Below are 14,114 nucleotides of genomic sequence, written 5' to 3' on the forward strand. Positions count from 1 at the left end.
GCCTCTCACGGCTTGCCTACTGCGTACCGCACTGCGAGACGACCTTCTGCTCTTCCTCCGAGAGACTGGGGCCGGGGCGGGGAGTGGGTGCGGTCGTGGACGGGGACGGGGAGGTCGGCTGCGAGCCTGACGGGTTGGGTGTCGGTGTGGCCTTGGACGTGAAGGAGGCCGGTGTGGTTCCCGTGGTGCCTCCGGCCTCGCCCTCGCCGGTCTTGGCGTTCTTCTCGCTCTGGGCCGCCTGCTGTTCGGCCTGCTTCTTGCACGCGGAGGCCTGTACCGACAGTTCGACGATTTTCTTCTGTGCGTTCTTCAGGTCGCCCTCGGCGATCGTGCCTTCGACGAGCTTCTGCTGGTACGGCGGCAGGTACTTGAGTTCGATCTCGGGGTGGTCCTTGGACACCTTCGAGAGCGACACCCAGGCCAGGTCCTGGCTGATGCCCCGGTACAGGGCGACGTGTTCGCTGTTGGTGCCGACGTAGTACTGCGTCTGCGTCCAGCGGTAACCGCCGTAGAGGCCGCCGCCGATGACGGCGAGCGCGAGTACGCCGTAGAAGGATCTCTTGACCCACTTGCGGCCCTTGCGGGGTTTGACGAAGTCGTCGTCGCCGTAGTCGCCGAAGCTGCCCTCGGGGATGTAGCCGGTGGTGTCGGCGGAGCCGGGCGGGCCGAACTCTCCGCCGGAGCCGCCCTGTCCGGGCACCTGGCGGCCGAGTCCGGAGGCGCGGCCGGCCGGGGTCTGCATGAAGCCGTTGTCGGACAGGTGGTTCTGGTTCTCGGCGACCGCGCCGACCACGACCGGGGTGTCGGACAGCTGCCCGGCGAGGGTGTCCCCGGTGTCGAGGTCGAGGACGTCGGCGACGATGACGGTGATGTTGTCGGGGCCGCCGCCGCGCAGCGCGAGCTCGATGAGGCTCTGGACGGTCTCGTGGGGGCCCTGGTAGTTGGCGAGGGTGTCTTCCAGCGTCTGGTGGGAGACGACCCCTGACAGACCGTCGGAGCAGATCAGGTACCGGTCGCCGGCGCGGACCTCCCGGATGGAGAGGTCGGGCTCGACGTGGTCGCCGCTGCCCAGCGCGCGCATCAGCAGGGAGCGCTGCGGGTGGGTGGTGGCTTCCTCCTCGGTGATGCGGCCCTCGTCGACGAGTCGCTGCACCCAGGTGTGGTCCTGCGTGATCTGTGTGAGGGCGCCGTCGCGCAGCAGGTAGGCGCGGGAGTCGCCGACATGGACGAGGCCGAGCCGCTGGCCGGTCCACAGGAGGGCGGTGAGCGTGGTCCCCATGCCTTCGAGCTGCGGGTCGTCCTCGACCAACGAGCGCAGTTGGTCGTTGGCGCGCTGGACGGCGGTGCCGAGCGAGGTGAGAACGTCGGAGCCGGGCACGTCGTCGTCGAGCGCGACGATGGTGGAGATGGCCTCGGAGGAGGCGACCTCGCCGGCTGCCGCGCCGCCCATGCCGTCGGCGATGGCGAGCAGGCGGGGGCCGGCGTATCCGGAGTCCTCGTTGCCTTCCCGGATCATGCCTTTGTGCGATCCGGCGGCGAAGCGCAGTGACAGACTCATGCGCACCTCGCCCGTCGGCTCCGGGTACATCCGCACGGTGCCCACCCTCCGGTCGGGAGCGCGCCGGGGCCCGGGGTGGGGGCCGCCACTGCGTGCTCGCTCCGCTCGCTCATTGTCGTAACTACTTCCGCAGCTCGATGACGGTCTTGCCGATGCGGATGGGCGCGCCCGGCCCGATCGGTGTGGGGGTCGTCAGCCGCGTTCGGTCGAGGTACGTGCCGTTGGTTGAGCCGAGGTCCTCGACGATCCACTGGCCGTCGCGGTCCGGGTAGATCCTGGCATGACGGCTGGAGGCGTAGTCGTCGTCCAACACGATGGTGCTGTCGTGCGCCCGGCCCAGGCTGATGGTCTGGCCCTGGAGCGCGACGGTGGTGCCGGTGAGTGTGCCCTCGGTCACCACCAGCTTGGTGGGGGCGTTGCGGCGCTGGCGGCCGCCGGCGGCCTGCTGGCGCTGGGTGGGTGGCGCCGCCTGTCGGGCGGCCTGCTGCGGGCGTGCGCTCTCGCGCCGCGAACCGCGCTGGGTGACGCGCGTTCCGAACAGGTCGCTGCGGATGACCTGCACGGCCACGATCACGAACAGCCACAGAACGGCCAGAAAACCTAGCCGCATGACCGTGAGGGTCAGCTCTGACATTGCCCCCGCTTCACCCTTCGGCTTGCCTATAGATAACGGTGGTGCTGCCCACGACGATTCGCGAGCCGTCGCGGAGCGTAGCGCGGGTGGTGTGCTGTCCGTCCACCACGATGCCGTTGGTGGAGCCTAGATCCTGGACCGTCGTGGGTGTTCCGGGCCGGATCTCGCAGTGCCGGCGGGAGACGCCGGGGTCGTCGATCCGCACGTCGGCCTCGGTGCTGCGGCCCAGTACGAGTGTCCCGCGGGAGATCTGATGGCGGGTGCCGTTGATCTCGATCCAGTGGCGTGTACGACCGCCGGCCGCGGTCGGTGGTGCGGTCGGGGGCCGCTGTCCGCCCGCGGGCTGCGGGTAGCCGTAACCGCCGCCGGGCGGCGGCGCGGCCGGCATCGGCGGGGCACCCGCGGGCGCGGCGGCCGGCGGATAGCCGTAGCCGCCGGGGGCGGGCCGGCCCGCTGCCGGGGGCGCTGGGGCCGCCGGGGCGCTGCCGGGGCCCTGCTGGCTGGTGGAGGAGGCGAGCGTACGGCTTCGCACCCGGTACAGACCGGTGTCGAGGTCGTCCGCCTTCTCCAGATGGACCTTGATGGGGCCCATGAAGGTGTAGCGCTGCTGCTTGGCGTAGTCGCGCACCATGCTGGCCAGCTCGTCGCCGAGCTGCCCGGAGTAGGGGCTGAGCCGCTCGAAGTCCGGCGTGCTCAGCTCCACGATGAAGTCATTGGGTACGACCGTCCGGTCGCGGTTCCAGATGGTCGCGTTGTTGTCGCACTCGCGCTGGAGCGCGCCGGCGATCTCCACGGGCTGGACCTCGGACTTGAACACCTTGGCGAAGGTGCCGTTGACCAGACCTTCGAGACGCTGCTCGAACTTCTTCAGGACTCCCATGGGGCACCTCCTCCGTAGCTGCTGCCGTCCTGTGTCCCGCTGAGCGGGGGTTTTCCTGCTCGGTACCGCGTCCGGTGCAGCTGCTCGTGCTGCTGCCCGTGCCGCTGATACCGATGATGCCGTTCGTATCGCTCGTGCTGCCTGTACCGCTCGATCTGCTCGTACTGCTTACTGATCGTATCCACGCGCCGGTGAATCGGCTGGTTCCCCCTGTCGGCCCGGTCGACGGGTGTCGACGCCTGTCGAAGTTCCCTGTGGAGCTGCTCTTCGAACTCTTCTCGGACGTCGTCCTGTCAAGGATCGTAGAGGTGGCCGCAGACCAGTGTCCCGCACCGGGCTGTGGACCCGGACCGGCTCCTGGGGAGACGGGCGGGACCGGTACGAGGTTGGTACGTGAGCAGACCCCCGTTGATACGTAGCGGAACGCTCACCCTGTTCGGCCGGCGGACGGGAGTGTGCTGGTCGGCGGCTGCCCGGCCATAAGGGATGTGAACCCACCCCGTCCACCGTGCTAATGTTTTGCGTGTCGGAAGGCGCCGGTCCCGCAAGGGAAACAGCCCGAAGACACACCCAATGCGCGGGTGGCGGAATAGGCAGACGCGCTGGATTCAGGTTCCAGTGCCCGCAAGGGCGTGGGGGTTCAACTCCCCCCTCGCGCACATCGTCGGAACGGGCGGCATCGTAAACACGATGCCGCCCGTTCTGCTATGTCCACGCGCGTGTTCTGTGAGGAACGTCTCATGGTACGAAAGCCCGCAGATGTCCGCTGTTTCCATAAATGCGGAGTTTCAGCGCTTACGAGGGCTGAGTCCTGCCGGGGCAGCGGGGTCTGCCGGGGCAGCGGGGCCTGCCGGGGCAGCGGGGCCTGCCGGGGCTGCGGGGTCTGCGGGCTTTCGTGTGTGGGTCGACGTCGAGGTCGAGTCTGAGGTCGAGTTCGACGCCGACGTTCGCCGGGTCGTCTCTGTGTGTGGCGACGGGGAGGCGGCGCGGCGGCGGGTGGCTGTCGCTCGGGGAGCGTTACGCGGCGAAGCGTTCCGCGAATTCCTTGGCCTTGACGGTCGCGTCCTGGAGGGCGCGGTCACGGGAGGCCTCGAAGAGCGGGACGAGTTCGGACATCGCCGGGTTCTGCGGGGCCATCGTGAGCTCCGGGACGATGAAGTGGACGTCCAGGGCGAGGGTGTCGGTGAGGGTCGCCGTCAAATAGTTCTGTACGTACTCGTAGCCCTCGCGTGGGGTGCCCGGCGCGTAGGAGCCGCCGCGGCTGGCGACGATGGTGACCGGGGTGCCCTTGACCTTCGAGTCCTCGCTCATGGCGGTGCGGCCGATGAGGATCACGTTGTCCAGCCAGGCCTTGAGGGTGGACGGGATCGAGAAGTTGTACATCGGGGCGCCGATCAGCACCGCGTCCGCCTGCTCCAGCTCCTCGATCAGCCGGACGCGCTCGGCGAACGCGGAGGCCTGCCCCGGGGTGTGGGTGGCGGGCTCGGCGAAGCCGGCGGTGTGGGCGTCGGCAGTGATGTGCGGAACGGGGTTCGTGGCGAGGTCGCGGTAGATCACCGTGCCCTCGGGATGCTGCTCCTCCCAGGTTCGGCGGAAGGCGTCCGTGACGGCACGGGACGCGGAGGCGCCGGCGGGAAACACGGAGGAGTCGATGTGCAGCAGCGTCGCCATGGAGGTCTCCAGAGGAGTGGTGGACGGGCGGGTCGGCGTGGATCGACGGGTTCATCGGCGGGCGGGCCGATGGGTGGGCCGATGGGTGGGCCGACCGCGGGGCCGTCGCAAGGGACTATTAATTCGTACTCGACTATTGATAACACAGTCACTTACTTTTTTTCATCCAGTGCAGGGGAGGGCAGTACCCTGAGGGCATGACGGTCGAGCAGAGGCACGACCCGGCGGCGTGCAAGCAGGTCGACGGGGGTATCACGAGTGTCTTCCAGATGCTCGGAAAGCGGTGGACCGGCCCGATCGTGTCCGTCCTGATCAACGGGCCCGCGTACTTCGTCGACCTGCGTCGGGCCGTTCCCGGCATCAGCGAGCGCATGCTCTCCGACCGGCTCACCGAACTCGGCGCCGCACGGATGGTCGTACGTGAGGTCGACGAGGGCCCGCCGCTGCGGGTGTCGTACCGGCTCACGGAGGCGGGGTCGGCGCTCGAACCCGCGCTGAAGCTGCTCGCGGAGTGGGCGAAGGAGTATCTGCCGGAGGGCAAGCGGCCGACGGGGTGCTGAACCGGTGGAGGTTCGGCGGGGTGTTGAGCTCGTGCAGGTGGGGCCCCGGGGTTTTCCACAGGTGTGGGGTTGTCCACAGGGTGTGACGCGTTTTGGCGACCGGCTGTACGGTCGGCACGAGTTGATGTTCGTGCGGGCGCGAATGTGAGCGCGATCTCGGGTTCTTATCTCGGTTCGGGTTCTCATCCGGTTCGGGTTCTGGTGCGGACTCCGGTCCGGGTTCGAGTGCCTGGTCCGCACACAGGGTTGTTGTGCAGGGTTGTTGTGCAAGTTCGTTGTGCAAGTTCGTTGAGCAGGTTCGTGTGCGGGGGAGGCGGTCGGTATGACCGAGGTCGGTGTGGAGACGGCGAATGCGGTCCCGGCCCAGAAGGCGGTGGCGAGCGCCCGTCGGTTGCCCCCGGTGCGAGGCTTCGCCGGGCGGTCGACCGAGGGGACGCCCAAGGCGGAGGGCAAGGCGCTGCGGCGCCGGGTCCCGCGCGCCGCGCACGCGACTCTGGACCTGGACGGCGCCCGGCCCGACGCGGTGAGCGCGGTCGAGGAGTCCGGTCGCGGCCGGATCCCCGAGCTCACACCGATACGGGTCGGCCGGATGGCGGCCACACCCTTCGCCTTCCTGCGTGGTACGGCGGGCCTCATGGCATACGACCTGGCTCGCACCCCCATGACGGGGATCCGCGCCCAGATCTGCGGCGACGCCCACGCGGCCAACTTCGGCCTGTACGGCGACGCGCGCGGCGGCCTGGTCATCGATCTGAACGACTTCGACGAGACGGTCCACGGCCCCTGGGAGTGGGACCTCAAGCGGCTCGCCGCCTCGCTCGTACTGGCCGGCCGCCAGGCGGGCGCCGATGAGGACACCTGTCGCAAGGCGGCGCACGGAGCGGCGGGTTCCTACCGGCGCACCATGCGGCTGCTGGCCAGACTCCCGGTGCTGGACGCGTGGAACGCCATCGCGGACGAGGAACTCGTCTCCCACACCGACGCCCATGACCTGCTGGGCACACTGGAGCGGGTCTCCGAGAAGGCGCGGGCCAACACCAGTGGGCGGTTTGCCGCGAAGTCGACTGAGCCGACCGAGGACGGCGGGCGCCGCTTCGTCGACGCCCCGCCGGTGCTGCGGGGCGTCCCGGACACGGAGGCCGCGGCGGTGGCCGCGTCCCTGGAGGAGTACGTCGGCACGCTTTCCGAGGACCGCCTCCCCCTGCTGGCCCGGCATGCGGTGCACGACGTAGCCTTCCGCGTCGTCGGTACGGGCAGCGTCGGTACCCGGTCGTACGTCGTGCTGCTCCTGGACCACCGGGGCGAGCCCCTCGTCCTCCAGGTCAAGGAGGCCCGGCCCTCTGCGCTGGTGCCGCATCTGGTGACCGCGGGCTTCGAGGTGCCCTCCGTCGACCACGAAGGGCGCCGGGTGGTCCACGGCCAGAAGCGCATGCAGGTGGTCAGCGACATCCTGCTGGGCTGGACGACCGTCGACGGACTGCCTTTCCAGGTACGGCAGTTCCGCAACCGCAAGGGCAGCGTGGACCCCGCGGCCCTTGCGGCCGATCAGATCGACGACTACGGCCGTATGACCGGCGCCCTCCTGGCCCGCGCCCACGCCCACAGTGCCGATCCGCGCCTGGTGGCCGGCTACTGCGGCAAGAACGAGGAACTGGACGAGGCGATCGCCACGTTCGCCGTCTCCTACGCCGACCGGACCGAGGCGGACCACACGGACCTGGTGGCGGCGGTGCGTGCGGGGAGGATCGCGGCGGAGGAAGGGGTCTAGCGCGGTCTACGGGGAGAAGAGGGCCAAGGGGGGCCTAGGGAAGGGCCCAGAGGAGTGTGAAGCCGGTACTCGGGCCGGTGCCCGGGGTGGGGGTGGCGGGTTCCCGTACAGCCGGGCTGCGGGTCTGGGTCCGGGTCCGGGTCCGGGTCCCTGGACGGTAGGCGGGTCAATGGGTCTGTGTGCTGGGAGTTTCCCGTGCGTGTGCGGCGCAGGGGACGGTGTGCAGGGAGCGCGCCGCCGGACGTGGCCTAGGCTGGTCAGGTGACAACCCCGGAAGCTGAGCAGGGCGGTGTCGCCGGTGAGGACCGGTCGACGCCGGAAGGCGGTGCGCCCCGGCCCGAGGAACGGCTGGAGCGTGCCGTACGTGCCGCCGAGCAGGCGCTGATCGAGTACGAGATCGCGGTCGAGACCTTCCGTATCGAGGTCGAGAACTTCTCCCGGCTGCATCACCAGAAGCTCGGCCCGATGTACACCCGGCTCGACGAGCTGGACGCGCAGATCGCCGAGGCCAGGGCCGCCCGCACCGGCGACCCCGAGGACCTGCGCAGAGCCGACGAGGCGCGGGCTCGGGTCATGCCGATGCCCGGTGTCGAGGAGCTGTTCAACGGCTGGATGGACGGCCAGGGGCTGTTCCCGGAGGCCGAGGCGATTCTCGCCGATCAGCCGGTGCGGCCCCCGCAGCGGGTGCGCCCCAGCGACGAGGCCCGCAAGCTCTACCGCGAGTTGGCTCGTAAGGCCCATCCCGACCTGGCCCAGGTCGAGACCGAGAGGGCCCGGCGTGAGGAGTTCATCACCCGGGTCAACGCCGCCTACGCCCGTGGCGACGAGACCCTGTTGCGGGAGCTGGCCGCGGAGTGGGCCGCCGGCCCGAAACCTGCGGAGCAGGGTCCGACGCCCACCGAGGAGCTGTACGCCCGCCTCGAATGGCTCGCCCAGCGCAAGGAACTGCTCGCTGTGGTCGCACGGGAGCTGGAGGAGGGCGCGATCGGCGCGATGCTCCGGATGGCCCCGGGCGACCCCGACCACCTCCTCGACGAGATCGCCGAGAAGCTGCTGGCGGACGTCGCGGCGCGCGAGGCGGAACTGGCGGAGCTGCAGGGGTAGTTGGCCGGGGGCCGAGGGTCGGGAGCTGGGGTCTGGGTACTGGGGACGCGATGAAGTCCGGGGAGTCCGGGAAGGGCAGGGTGTGCTGGCCGGAGCCCCCGCAGCTGGAATCCGGTAATCCAATAATCCGGTAGTCGCAGCCCGCAAGCCCGGCCCGCAAGCCCGCGGCCAGAGCCCGGAAGCTCGCAGCGTGGAAGTCGCGCCGCGTCCCCGGGGTCGGTGGTGAAGTCGGTGGTCGGTGGCCGTCGCACCGCGGGTGGCTCATTCGGTGGGTTTCGTGTCGGGTAGCGTCGGGGGCATGCATTTCGGAGCTGGTGTGCCCACGGTCGAGGTCAAGGACCTCAAGGACGGCGACTTCCTGCTGGACGTCCGTGAGGACGACGAGTGGCAGGCGGGTCATGCCGAGGGGGCGCTGCATATCCCCATCAGTGAGTTCGTGGCCCGGTACGGCGAGCTGACCGAGGCGGCGCCGCAGGACGGGCGGGTCCATGTGATCTGCCGTTCCGGTGGGCGTTCGGCGCAGGTCGCCATGTACCTGGTCCAGCAGGGTGTCGACGCTGTGAACGTCGACGGCGGCATGCAGGTGTGGGCGGCCGCGGGCCGCCCCGTCGTGACGGACGAGGGCCCGACCGGCTTCGTTCTCTAGCAGGCTCCAGTCGGCTCTGACGTGGCTTTTCGGCGAGTCCTTCACGCCAGTGGATGGGCGGCCAGTAGATCGCCCAGGGACTCCTCGTACGCGGACGCCGGGCCGAGTGACAGTTCGAGGTGCTTGGCCCAGGCGTGATAGCGGTGCAGGGGATAGTCCACGTCGGCGCCGAACCCGCCGTGCAGATGCTGTGCCGTCTGTACGACCCGTCGGACGCCCTCGGCCGCCCAGATCTTGGCGACGGCCACGTCACCGGAGACGGGCAGCGCACCCTGGACCCCCGAGGTGAGTCGCCACGCGGCCTGCCACAGCGTGGCCTCCATGGCCCGCAGGTCGATGTAACGGTCGGCGGCCTGGACGGCGACGGCCTGGAAGGTGGCGACCGGGAACCCGAACTGCTCCCGCTTGCTGGTGTAGTCGCTGGTCATCCGTAGCACCCGCTCGCCCAGACCGAGCGCCAGCGCACACGTCCCGGCGGCCAGTAGATCGCGCAGCCACTCCCAGGCACCGTCGGCGTCGATGACGTCCCGTTCCGCGATCCGGGCCGATTCCAGGCGCAGTTCAGCCAGCCGCTCACCGGTGGTGGAGACCTGCTCGGCGAAGGAGACGCCCGCGTGAAGGCGCGGAATCAGGGCGAGGACGGTCCGGTCTTCTGCCGTGTGCGCCGGTACGACGACGAGGTCGGCACCGTACGCCCAGGGCACCGCCGTCTGCACCCCGTCCAGGACCCACTCCCGTCCCTCCTGCCGTGCGGTCACGGCGAGTTCGGCCGGGTCGTGGCCGGTGCGGCCGCTCGCGGCGACGGTCAGCACGACCTCCCCCCGGCCGGCCCGGGTCAGCAGCGCGGACCTCAGCTCCTCGCCGCCGTGGGCTTGTACGGCAGCCATGGCCGCACTGTGTTCCAGTAGCGGCACCCTCGCCAGTACCTGTGCGGCCTCCCGCAGCACCAGGCACAGCGCGATGGCGTCCAGGCCTGCCCCGCCGTACGCCGGAGCCGACACCAGGCTCAGCAGGTCGGTCTCGGCGAGCCTGGTCCACAGTGCGCGGTCGAAGTCCTCGGCGACGGCGCCCGCGGTGAGGGCCGGGCTGGGTACCGCGTCCGGTGCGACCCCGGCGAACACCCCCCGTGCCGCCTCGGCCGCCGCCTGCTGCTCCTCGGTGAAGGTGAAGTCCACGGTCCCTGCCCTTCCACGCACACCGGCCCACCGGCCGGGCGGACGACCTGACCTGACGGTGCGTCAAGATAGAACAGGTTCTAGAAGAAGGGAACGGTTCGGACGCTGTCCCGGCTCCTCTTCGGACGCTCCTCCCCGCTCCTCCCCGGTCCAAGTACGGATCGTCCCCGGTTCAATCCCCTGCTCCTCCCCGGTCCAAGTCAGGGTGCTCCTTCCGGGTTCAGGTCCGGCTGTGCATCGGATCACCTTCCGCTGATCAAGTGCTGCTTCTCATCGGTCGAAGTCCAGCTCCACCTTCTCCGTCACCGGATGCGACTGGCACGCCAGCACATACCCCGCCTGTGTCTCCTCCGGCTCCAGCGCGAAGTTGCGATCCATCCGTACCTCGCCGGTGATGAGGAAGGCCCGGCACGTTCCGCACACCCCGCCCTTGCAGGCGTAGGGCGCGTCCGGCCGGTTGCGCAGGACCGTCTCCAGCAGTGACTCGCCGTCCTGGACGGGCCAGGTCCCGCCGCGGCCGTCGAGTCGAGCGGTCACCGTGCTGTGCGCGGGTGCGGTGACGACGGCCGTGGGCGCTGCCGCATCCACGTGGAAGATCTCCTCGTGGATTCGGGTGCGGGCGACCCCGAGTCCCCGCAGTGCTCGCTCCGCTCCCTGCACCAGCCCGAACGGCCCGCACAGGAACCAGCCCGCCACCTGTGCCACCGGCAGCAGCGCCGGCAGCAACTCCGTGAGCCGCTCCTGGTCGAGCCGCCCGGAGGGCAGCCCCGCCTGCTGTTCCTCGCGGGAGAGCACCGTCACCAGCTGGATCCGATCGGGCCAACGGTCCTTCAGGTCGGCGACTTCCTCCAGGAACATCGTGGAGGCGGACGTCCGGTCGCTGCGGATCAGACAGAACCGGGCCGCCGGCTCGCGCGCCAGCAGCGTCGCCACGATCGACAGCACCGGGGTGATGCCACTGCCGCCGACGATGGCCGCGTACAGGCCGGGCGCGGGGTCGAGCGTGAAGCGGCCCGCCGGGGTCATCACCTCCACCTCGTCGCCGACGTTGATCTCCTTCAGCGCGTAGGTGGAGAACGCGCCGCCCTCGACCAGCCGCACGCCGACCCGCAGGCTGCGCGGCCCCTCCTCGTCCGCCGCGGGCGCCGGGGAGCAGATCGAGTACGTCCGGCGGATCTCGACGCCGTCGACCGTCCGCCGCAGCGCCAGGTGCTGGCCGGGGGTGTGCCGGTACTCCTCGCGCAGGTCCGGGGGCACGGTGAGGGTGAGGGCCGCGGAATCGTCGGTGAGCTGGTCGACCGCCGCCACCGGGAGCGCGTGGAAGCGGGCCATCAGAGCTCCTTGAAGTGGTCGAACGGTTCACGGCAGACGAGGCAGCGGCGCAGCGCCTTGCACGCCGTCGAGGAGAACCGGCTGAGCAGCTCGGTGTCCGCGGAGCCGCAGAGCGGGCAGCGGATGCGATCGGCTTCTTCGGTGTCCTCGGTGGCTCCGGTCGCTCCGGTGGCCCCGGTCTTCCTTGTCGTTTCGGTTGCCCCGTCCTGTGCGGTGCGGGTACGCGTCGACCCGAGCGCTACGGCGACCGGTCCGGCTTCCGGCCGTACGCGGGGCGGGGCGATGCCGAACTCCCGCAGTTTGCGGCGGCCTTCGGCCGTGATGTCGTCCGTCGACCAGGCCGGCGTGAGCACCCTGCGCACGGTGACCTCTCGCACGCCGTGCTCGTGCAGCACGCGCTCTATGTCCAGGGACATCGCCTCGACGGCCGGGCAGCCGGTGTACGTCGGGGTCAGCTCGACCTCGACCGCGTCGGCCCCGCGGAGGCGTACCGCGCGCAGGACGCCCAGCTCCTGGAGGGTGAGCACAGGCAGTTCGGGGTCGGGCACCGCACCGGCCACCTTGAGAAGTTCCGCCTCCAGAGCGGTGGGCGTCACCATGATGCCCCCGGGTGACTGCGGTGCAGATGCTGCATCTCGGCGAGCATCCGGCCGAAGGGCTCGGTGTGCAGGCCCTGGCGGCCCGCACCGGCCGCCCAGGCCCCGGACCGCGGCCCTTCCGGGATGGTGAGGGTGGCCCGGCGAAGCACGTTCCCGACGGAGTCGAGCCAGGCTGCCTCCAACCGCTCCCGGTCGATGTCGAGCCCCTCCACCGACTGGAACATCTCACCGGTGAACCGCCACAGCGCCTCGCAGGCCCGCGCCATCCGCTCATGGCCGACATCCGTGCCGTCGCCGAGCCGCAGGGTCCACTGTTCGGCGTGGTCGCGGTGGTAGGCGACCTCCTTGACGGCTTTGGCGGCCAGCGGCGCGAAGGGGCCCTCGCCCTCCGCGAGGTCGGCGTAAAGGAGGTGCTGGTAGGTGGAGAAGTAGAGCTGGCGGGCGATGGTGTGAGCGAAGTCGCCGTTCGGCTGCTCGACCAGCTGGAGGTTGCGGAAGGCACGCTCCTCTCGCAGATACGCCAGTTCGTCCTCGTCGCCGACCAGCGACAGCAGCACCCGGGCCTGGCCGAGCAGATCCAGTGCGATGTTGGCGAGGGCGACCTCTTCCTCGAGGGCGGGGGAGTGGCCCGCCCACTCCCCGAGTCGGTGCGAGAGCACCAGGGCGTCGTCGCCCAGGGAGAGGGCGGCGGGGTTCACGGTCACATCCGCGGTCACAGGTGTTTCACCCCCTCCGGGATCTCGTAGAACGTCGGGTGGCGGTACGGCTTGTCGGCGGCCGGTTCGAAGAACGGGTCCTTCTCGTCGGGCGAGGACGCCGTGATCGCGGACGAGGGGACGACCCAGATCGAGACGCCCTCGCCGCGCCGGGTGTACAGATCACGGGCGTTGCGCAGGGCGAGCTCCGCGTCCGGCGCGTGCAGGCTGCCGGCGTGGGTGTGCGAGAGACCGCGACGGGAGCGTACGAAGACCTCCCACAGAGGCCAGTCGGTGTTCGTCATCCTCGGCTCGCTCCCGTTCCGTCGTGGTGCTTGGCCGCGTACGCCGCGGCCGACTGCCGTACCCAGGTGCCCTCGTCGTGCGCCCGCCTGCGCTGGGTTATCCGCTGTTCGTTGCACGGGCCGTTGCCCTTGAGGACGTCCCAGAACTCCGTCCAGTCGATGGCGCCGAAGTCATGGTGTCCTCGCTCCTCGTTCCACCTCAGGTCCGGGTCGGGGAGGGCCAGGCCCAGGGACTCGGCCTGGGGGACGCAGATGTCGACGAAGCGCTGACGCAGCTCGTCGTTCGAATGTCGTTTGATCTTCCACGCCATCGACTGGGCGGAGTGCGCGGACTCGTCGTCGGGCGGGCCGAACATCATCAGGGACGGCCACCACCAGCGGTCCACCGCGTCCTGCGCCATCGCGTGCTGTTCGGGGGTGCCGCGGCTGAGGGCCAGCAGCAGTTCGTAGCCCTGACGCTGGTGGAAGGACTCCTCCTTGCAGATGCGCACCATCGCGCGGGCGTACGGGCCGTAGGAGCAGCGGCACAGGGGGACTTGGTTGGTGATCGCGGCGCCGTCCACCAACCAGCCGACCGCCCCGACGTCCGCCCAGGTCAGGGTGGGGTAGTTGAAGATCGAGGAGTACTTCTGGCGGCCGGTGTGCAGCTTGTCGAGCAGTTCCTCGCGGCTGGTGCCGAGGGTCTCGGCGGCGCTGTAGAGGTACAGCCCGTGCCCGGCCTCGTCCTGGACCTTGGCCATCAGGATGGCCTTACGGCGCAGCGAAGGGGCGCGGGAGATCCAGTTCGCCTCCGGCTGCATGCCGATGATCTCGGAGTGGGCGTGCTGGGCGATCTGCCGGACCAGCGTCGCGCGGTAGGCGTCGGGCATCCAGTCCCGCGGCTCGACGCGCTCGTCGGCGGCCACGGCGGTGTCGAAGGCGCGCTCGTACGCGGTGGTGCCGTCGGCGGTGTCTGGACCGTCCGGCGCCCGCGGAGCACCGCCCTGTCCGTCGTACGCCTGTGAACCGGCGGTCTGGGCCGTGTGGTGCGCGGCGGTTGTGGCCATGAAGTCCCCCTCGACCTGGATTCTGCCGGTGACTGCACCCGACCGATCGTTCGGTTTGTGCGATTCCATGGTGGGACGGGCGTCGTAAGGTGTCAACCGCTGTGGATAACCGCGGCGACCCTCGGCGGCCGCCTGTGGAAA

The 14,114-nt window shown here is 70.2% G+C and carries 14 protein-coding genes and 1 tRNA gene; 5 read left to right on the forward strand and 10 right to left on the reverse strand.

Annotated features, from left to right (window positions below; all coding sequences use genetic code 11):
• Positions 1–16: 16 nt before the first annotated feature.
• The 3 genes from M2271_RS14750 to M2271_RS14760 form a co-directional block, all read right to left on the reverse strand.
• Positions 17–1,558 carry a Stp1/IreP family PP2C-type Ser/Thr phosphatase gene (locus M2271_RS14750; protein WP_280887636.1) on the reverse strand — a complete coding sequence of 514 codons (1,542 nt, stop codon included), beginning with the start codon at positions 1,556–1,558 and terminating at the stop codon, positions 17–19.
• A gap of 121 nt (positions 1,559–1,679) precedes the next feature.
• Complete coding sequence (locus tag M2271_RS14755) at positions 1,680–2,192, reverse strand: FHA domain-containing protein (protein WP_280887637.1); 513 nt, start codon at positions 2,190–2,192, stop codon at positions 1,680–1,682.
• Between the two features lie 10 nt (positions 2,193–2,202).
• On the reverse strand, positions 2,203–3,072 hold the full coding sequence (locus M2271_RS14760; RefSeq protein WP_280887638.1) for a DUF3662 and FHA domain-containing protein: 870 nt from the start codon (positions 3,070–3,072) through the stop codon (positions 2,203–2,205).
• A gap of 575 nt (positions 3,073–3,647) precedes the next feature.
• Here M2271_RS14760 and M2271_RS14765 point away from each other — a divergent pair.
• Positions 3,648–3,731 (forward strand) — tRNA-Leu (locus M2271_RS14765).
• A gap of 358 nt (positions 3,732–4,089) precedes the next feature.
• On the opposite strand, the gene M2271_RS14770 is transcribed toward M2271_RS14765, so the two are convergent.
• Entirely contained in the window at positions 4,090–4,743 is a 654-nt protein-coding gene (locus tag M2271_RS14770; RefSeq protein ID WP_280887639.1) for an NAD(P)H-dependent oxidoreductase, read from the reverse strand.
• Between the two features lie 197 nt (positions 4,744–4,940).
• On the opposite strand from M2271_RS14770, the gene M2271_RS14775 reads away from it, so the two are divergent.
• The 4 genes from M2271_RS14775 (at position 4,941) to M2271_RS14790 (ending at position 8,821) form a co-directional block, all read left to right on the forward strand.
• Positions 4,941–5,303 (forward strand): helix-turn-helix domain-containing protein, encoded by a 363-nt coding sequence (locus M2271_RS14775; RefSeq protein WP_280887640.1) that lies wholly within the window; start codon positions 4,941–4,943, stop codon positions 5,301–5,303.
• A gap of 322 nt (positions 5,304–5,625) precedes the next feature.
• Complete coding sequence (locus M2271_RS14780; protein ID WP_280887641.1) at positions 5,626–7,071, forward strand: DUF2252 domain-containing protein; 1,446 nt, start codon at positions 5,626–5,628, stop codon at positions 7,069–7,071.
• Between the two features lie 261 nt (positions 7,072–7,332).
• Positions 7,333–8,175, forward strand: a complete 843-nt coding sequence (locus M2271_RS14785) for a hypothetical protein (RefSeq protein WP_280887642.1) — start codon at positions 7,333–7,335, stop codon at positions 8,173–8,175.
• Positions 8,176–8,491: 316 nt separating this feature from the next.
• On the forward strand, positions 8,492–8,821 hold the full coding sequence (locus M2271_RS14790) for a rhodanese-like domain-containing protein (RefSeq protein WP_280887710.1): 330 nt from the start codon (positions 8,492–8,494) through the stop codon (positions 8,819–8,821).
• Positions 8,822–8,862: 41 nt separating this feature from the next.
• Here M2271_RS14790 and M2271_RS14795 read toward each other — a convergent pair whose 3' ends face one another.
• The 6 genes from M2271_RS14795 to paaA all read right to left on the reverse strand — a co-directional run bounded on the left by M2271_RS14795 (position 8,863) and on the right by paaA (position 13,973).
• Complete coding sequence (locus tag M2271_RS14795) at positions 8,863–9,996, reverse strand: acyl-CoA dehydrogenase family protein (protein WP_280887643.1); 1,134 nt, start codon at positions 9,994–9,996, stop codon at positions 8,863–8,865.
• A 270-nt stretch (positions 9,997–10,266) separates the two neighbouring features.
• A complete protein-coding gene (locus M2271_RS14800) occupies positions 10,267–11,328 on the reverse strand; it encodes a 2Fe-2S iron-sulfur cluster-binding protein (RefSeq protein ID WP_280887644.1) in 1,062 nt (353 codons plus the stop codon).
• Positions 11,328–11,927, reverse strand: a complete 600-nt coding sequence (gene paaD / locus M2271_RS14805) for a 1,2-phenylacetyl-CoA epoxidase subunit PaaD (protein WP_280887645.1) — start codon at positions 11,925–11,927, stop codon at positions 11,328–11,330. The genes M2271_RS14800 and paaD overlap by 1 nt, the downstream gene beginning before the upstream one ends.
• A complete protein-coding gene (gene paaC / locus M2271_RS14810) occupies positions 11,921–12,643 on the reverse strand; it encodes a 1,2-phenylacetyl-CoA epoxidase subunit PaaC (protein WP_280887646.1) in 723 nt (240 codons plus the stop codon). Before paaC ends, paaD begins: the two co-directional genes overlap by 7 nt.
• Positions 12,640–12,927 carry a 1,2-phenylacetyl-CoA epoxidase subunit PaaB gene (gene paaB / locus M2271_RS14815; protein WP_073944895.1) on the reverse strand — a complete coding sequence of 96 codons (288 nt, stop codon included), beginning with the start codon at positions 12,925–12,927 and terminating at the stop codon, positions 12,640–12,642. Before paaB ends, paaC begins: the two co-directional genes overlap by 4 nt.
• Complete coding sequence (paaA, locus tag M2271_RS14820) at positions 12,924–13,973, reverse strand: 1,2-phenylacetyl-CoA epoxidase subunit PaaA (RefSeq protein ID WP_280887647.1); 1,050 nt, start codon at positions 13,971–13,973, stop codon at positions 12,924–12,926. Before paaA ends, paaB begins: the two co-directional genes overlap by 4 nt.
• Positions 13,974–14,114 lie beyond the last annotated feature (141 nt).

The sequence above is a fragment of the Streptomyces sp. LBL genome (genome assembly GCF_029893585.1).
In the GTDB taxonomy this organism is placed as follows: Bacteria; Actinomycetota; Actinomycetes; order Streptomycetales; family Streptomycetaceae; genus Streptomyces.

Coding starts and splice junctions, on each gene's coding strand:
- M2271_RS14800 (WP_280887644.1), bottom strand. CDS start 11,328: ATGGCCCGCTTCCACGCGCTCCCGGTGGCGGCGGTCGACCAGCTCACC.
- paaB (WP_073944895.1), bottom strand. CDS start 12,927: ATGACGAACACCGACTGGCCTCTGTGGGAGGTCTTCGTACGCTCCCGT.
- M2271_RS14770 (WP_280887639.1), bottom strand. CDS start 4,743: ATGGCGACGCTGCTGCACATCGACTCCTCCGTGTTTCCCGCCGGCGCC.
- M2271_RS14760 (WP_280887638.1), bottom strand. CDS start 3,072: ATGGGAGTCCTGAAGAAGTTCGAGCAGCGTCTCGAAGGTCTGGTCAAC.
- paaD (WP_280887645.1), bottom strand. CDS start 11,927: ATGGTGACGCCCACCGCTCTGGAGGCGGAACTTCTCAAGGTGGCCGGT.
- M2271_RS14780 (WP_280887641.1), top strand. CDS start 5,626: ATGACCGAGGTCGGTGTGGAGACGGCGAATGCGGTCCCGGCCCAGAAG.
- M2271_RS14775 (WP_280887640.1), top strand. CDS start 4,941: ATGACGGTCGAGCAGAGGCACGACCCGGCGGCGTGCAAGCAGGTCGAC.
- paaA (WP_280887647.1), bottom strand. CDS start 13,973: ATGGCCACAACCGCCGCGCACCACACGGCCCAGACCGCCGGTTCACAG.
- M2271_RS14750 (WP_280887636.1), bottom strand. CDS start 1,558: ATGAGTCTGTCACTGCGCTTCGCCGCCGGATCGCACAAAGGCATGATC.
- M2271_RS14755 (WP_280887637.1), bottom strand. CDS start 2,192: ATGTCAGAGCTGACCCTCACGGTCATGCGGCTAGGTTTTCTGGCCGTT.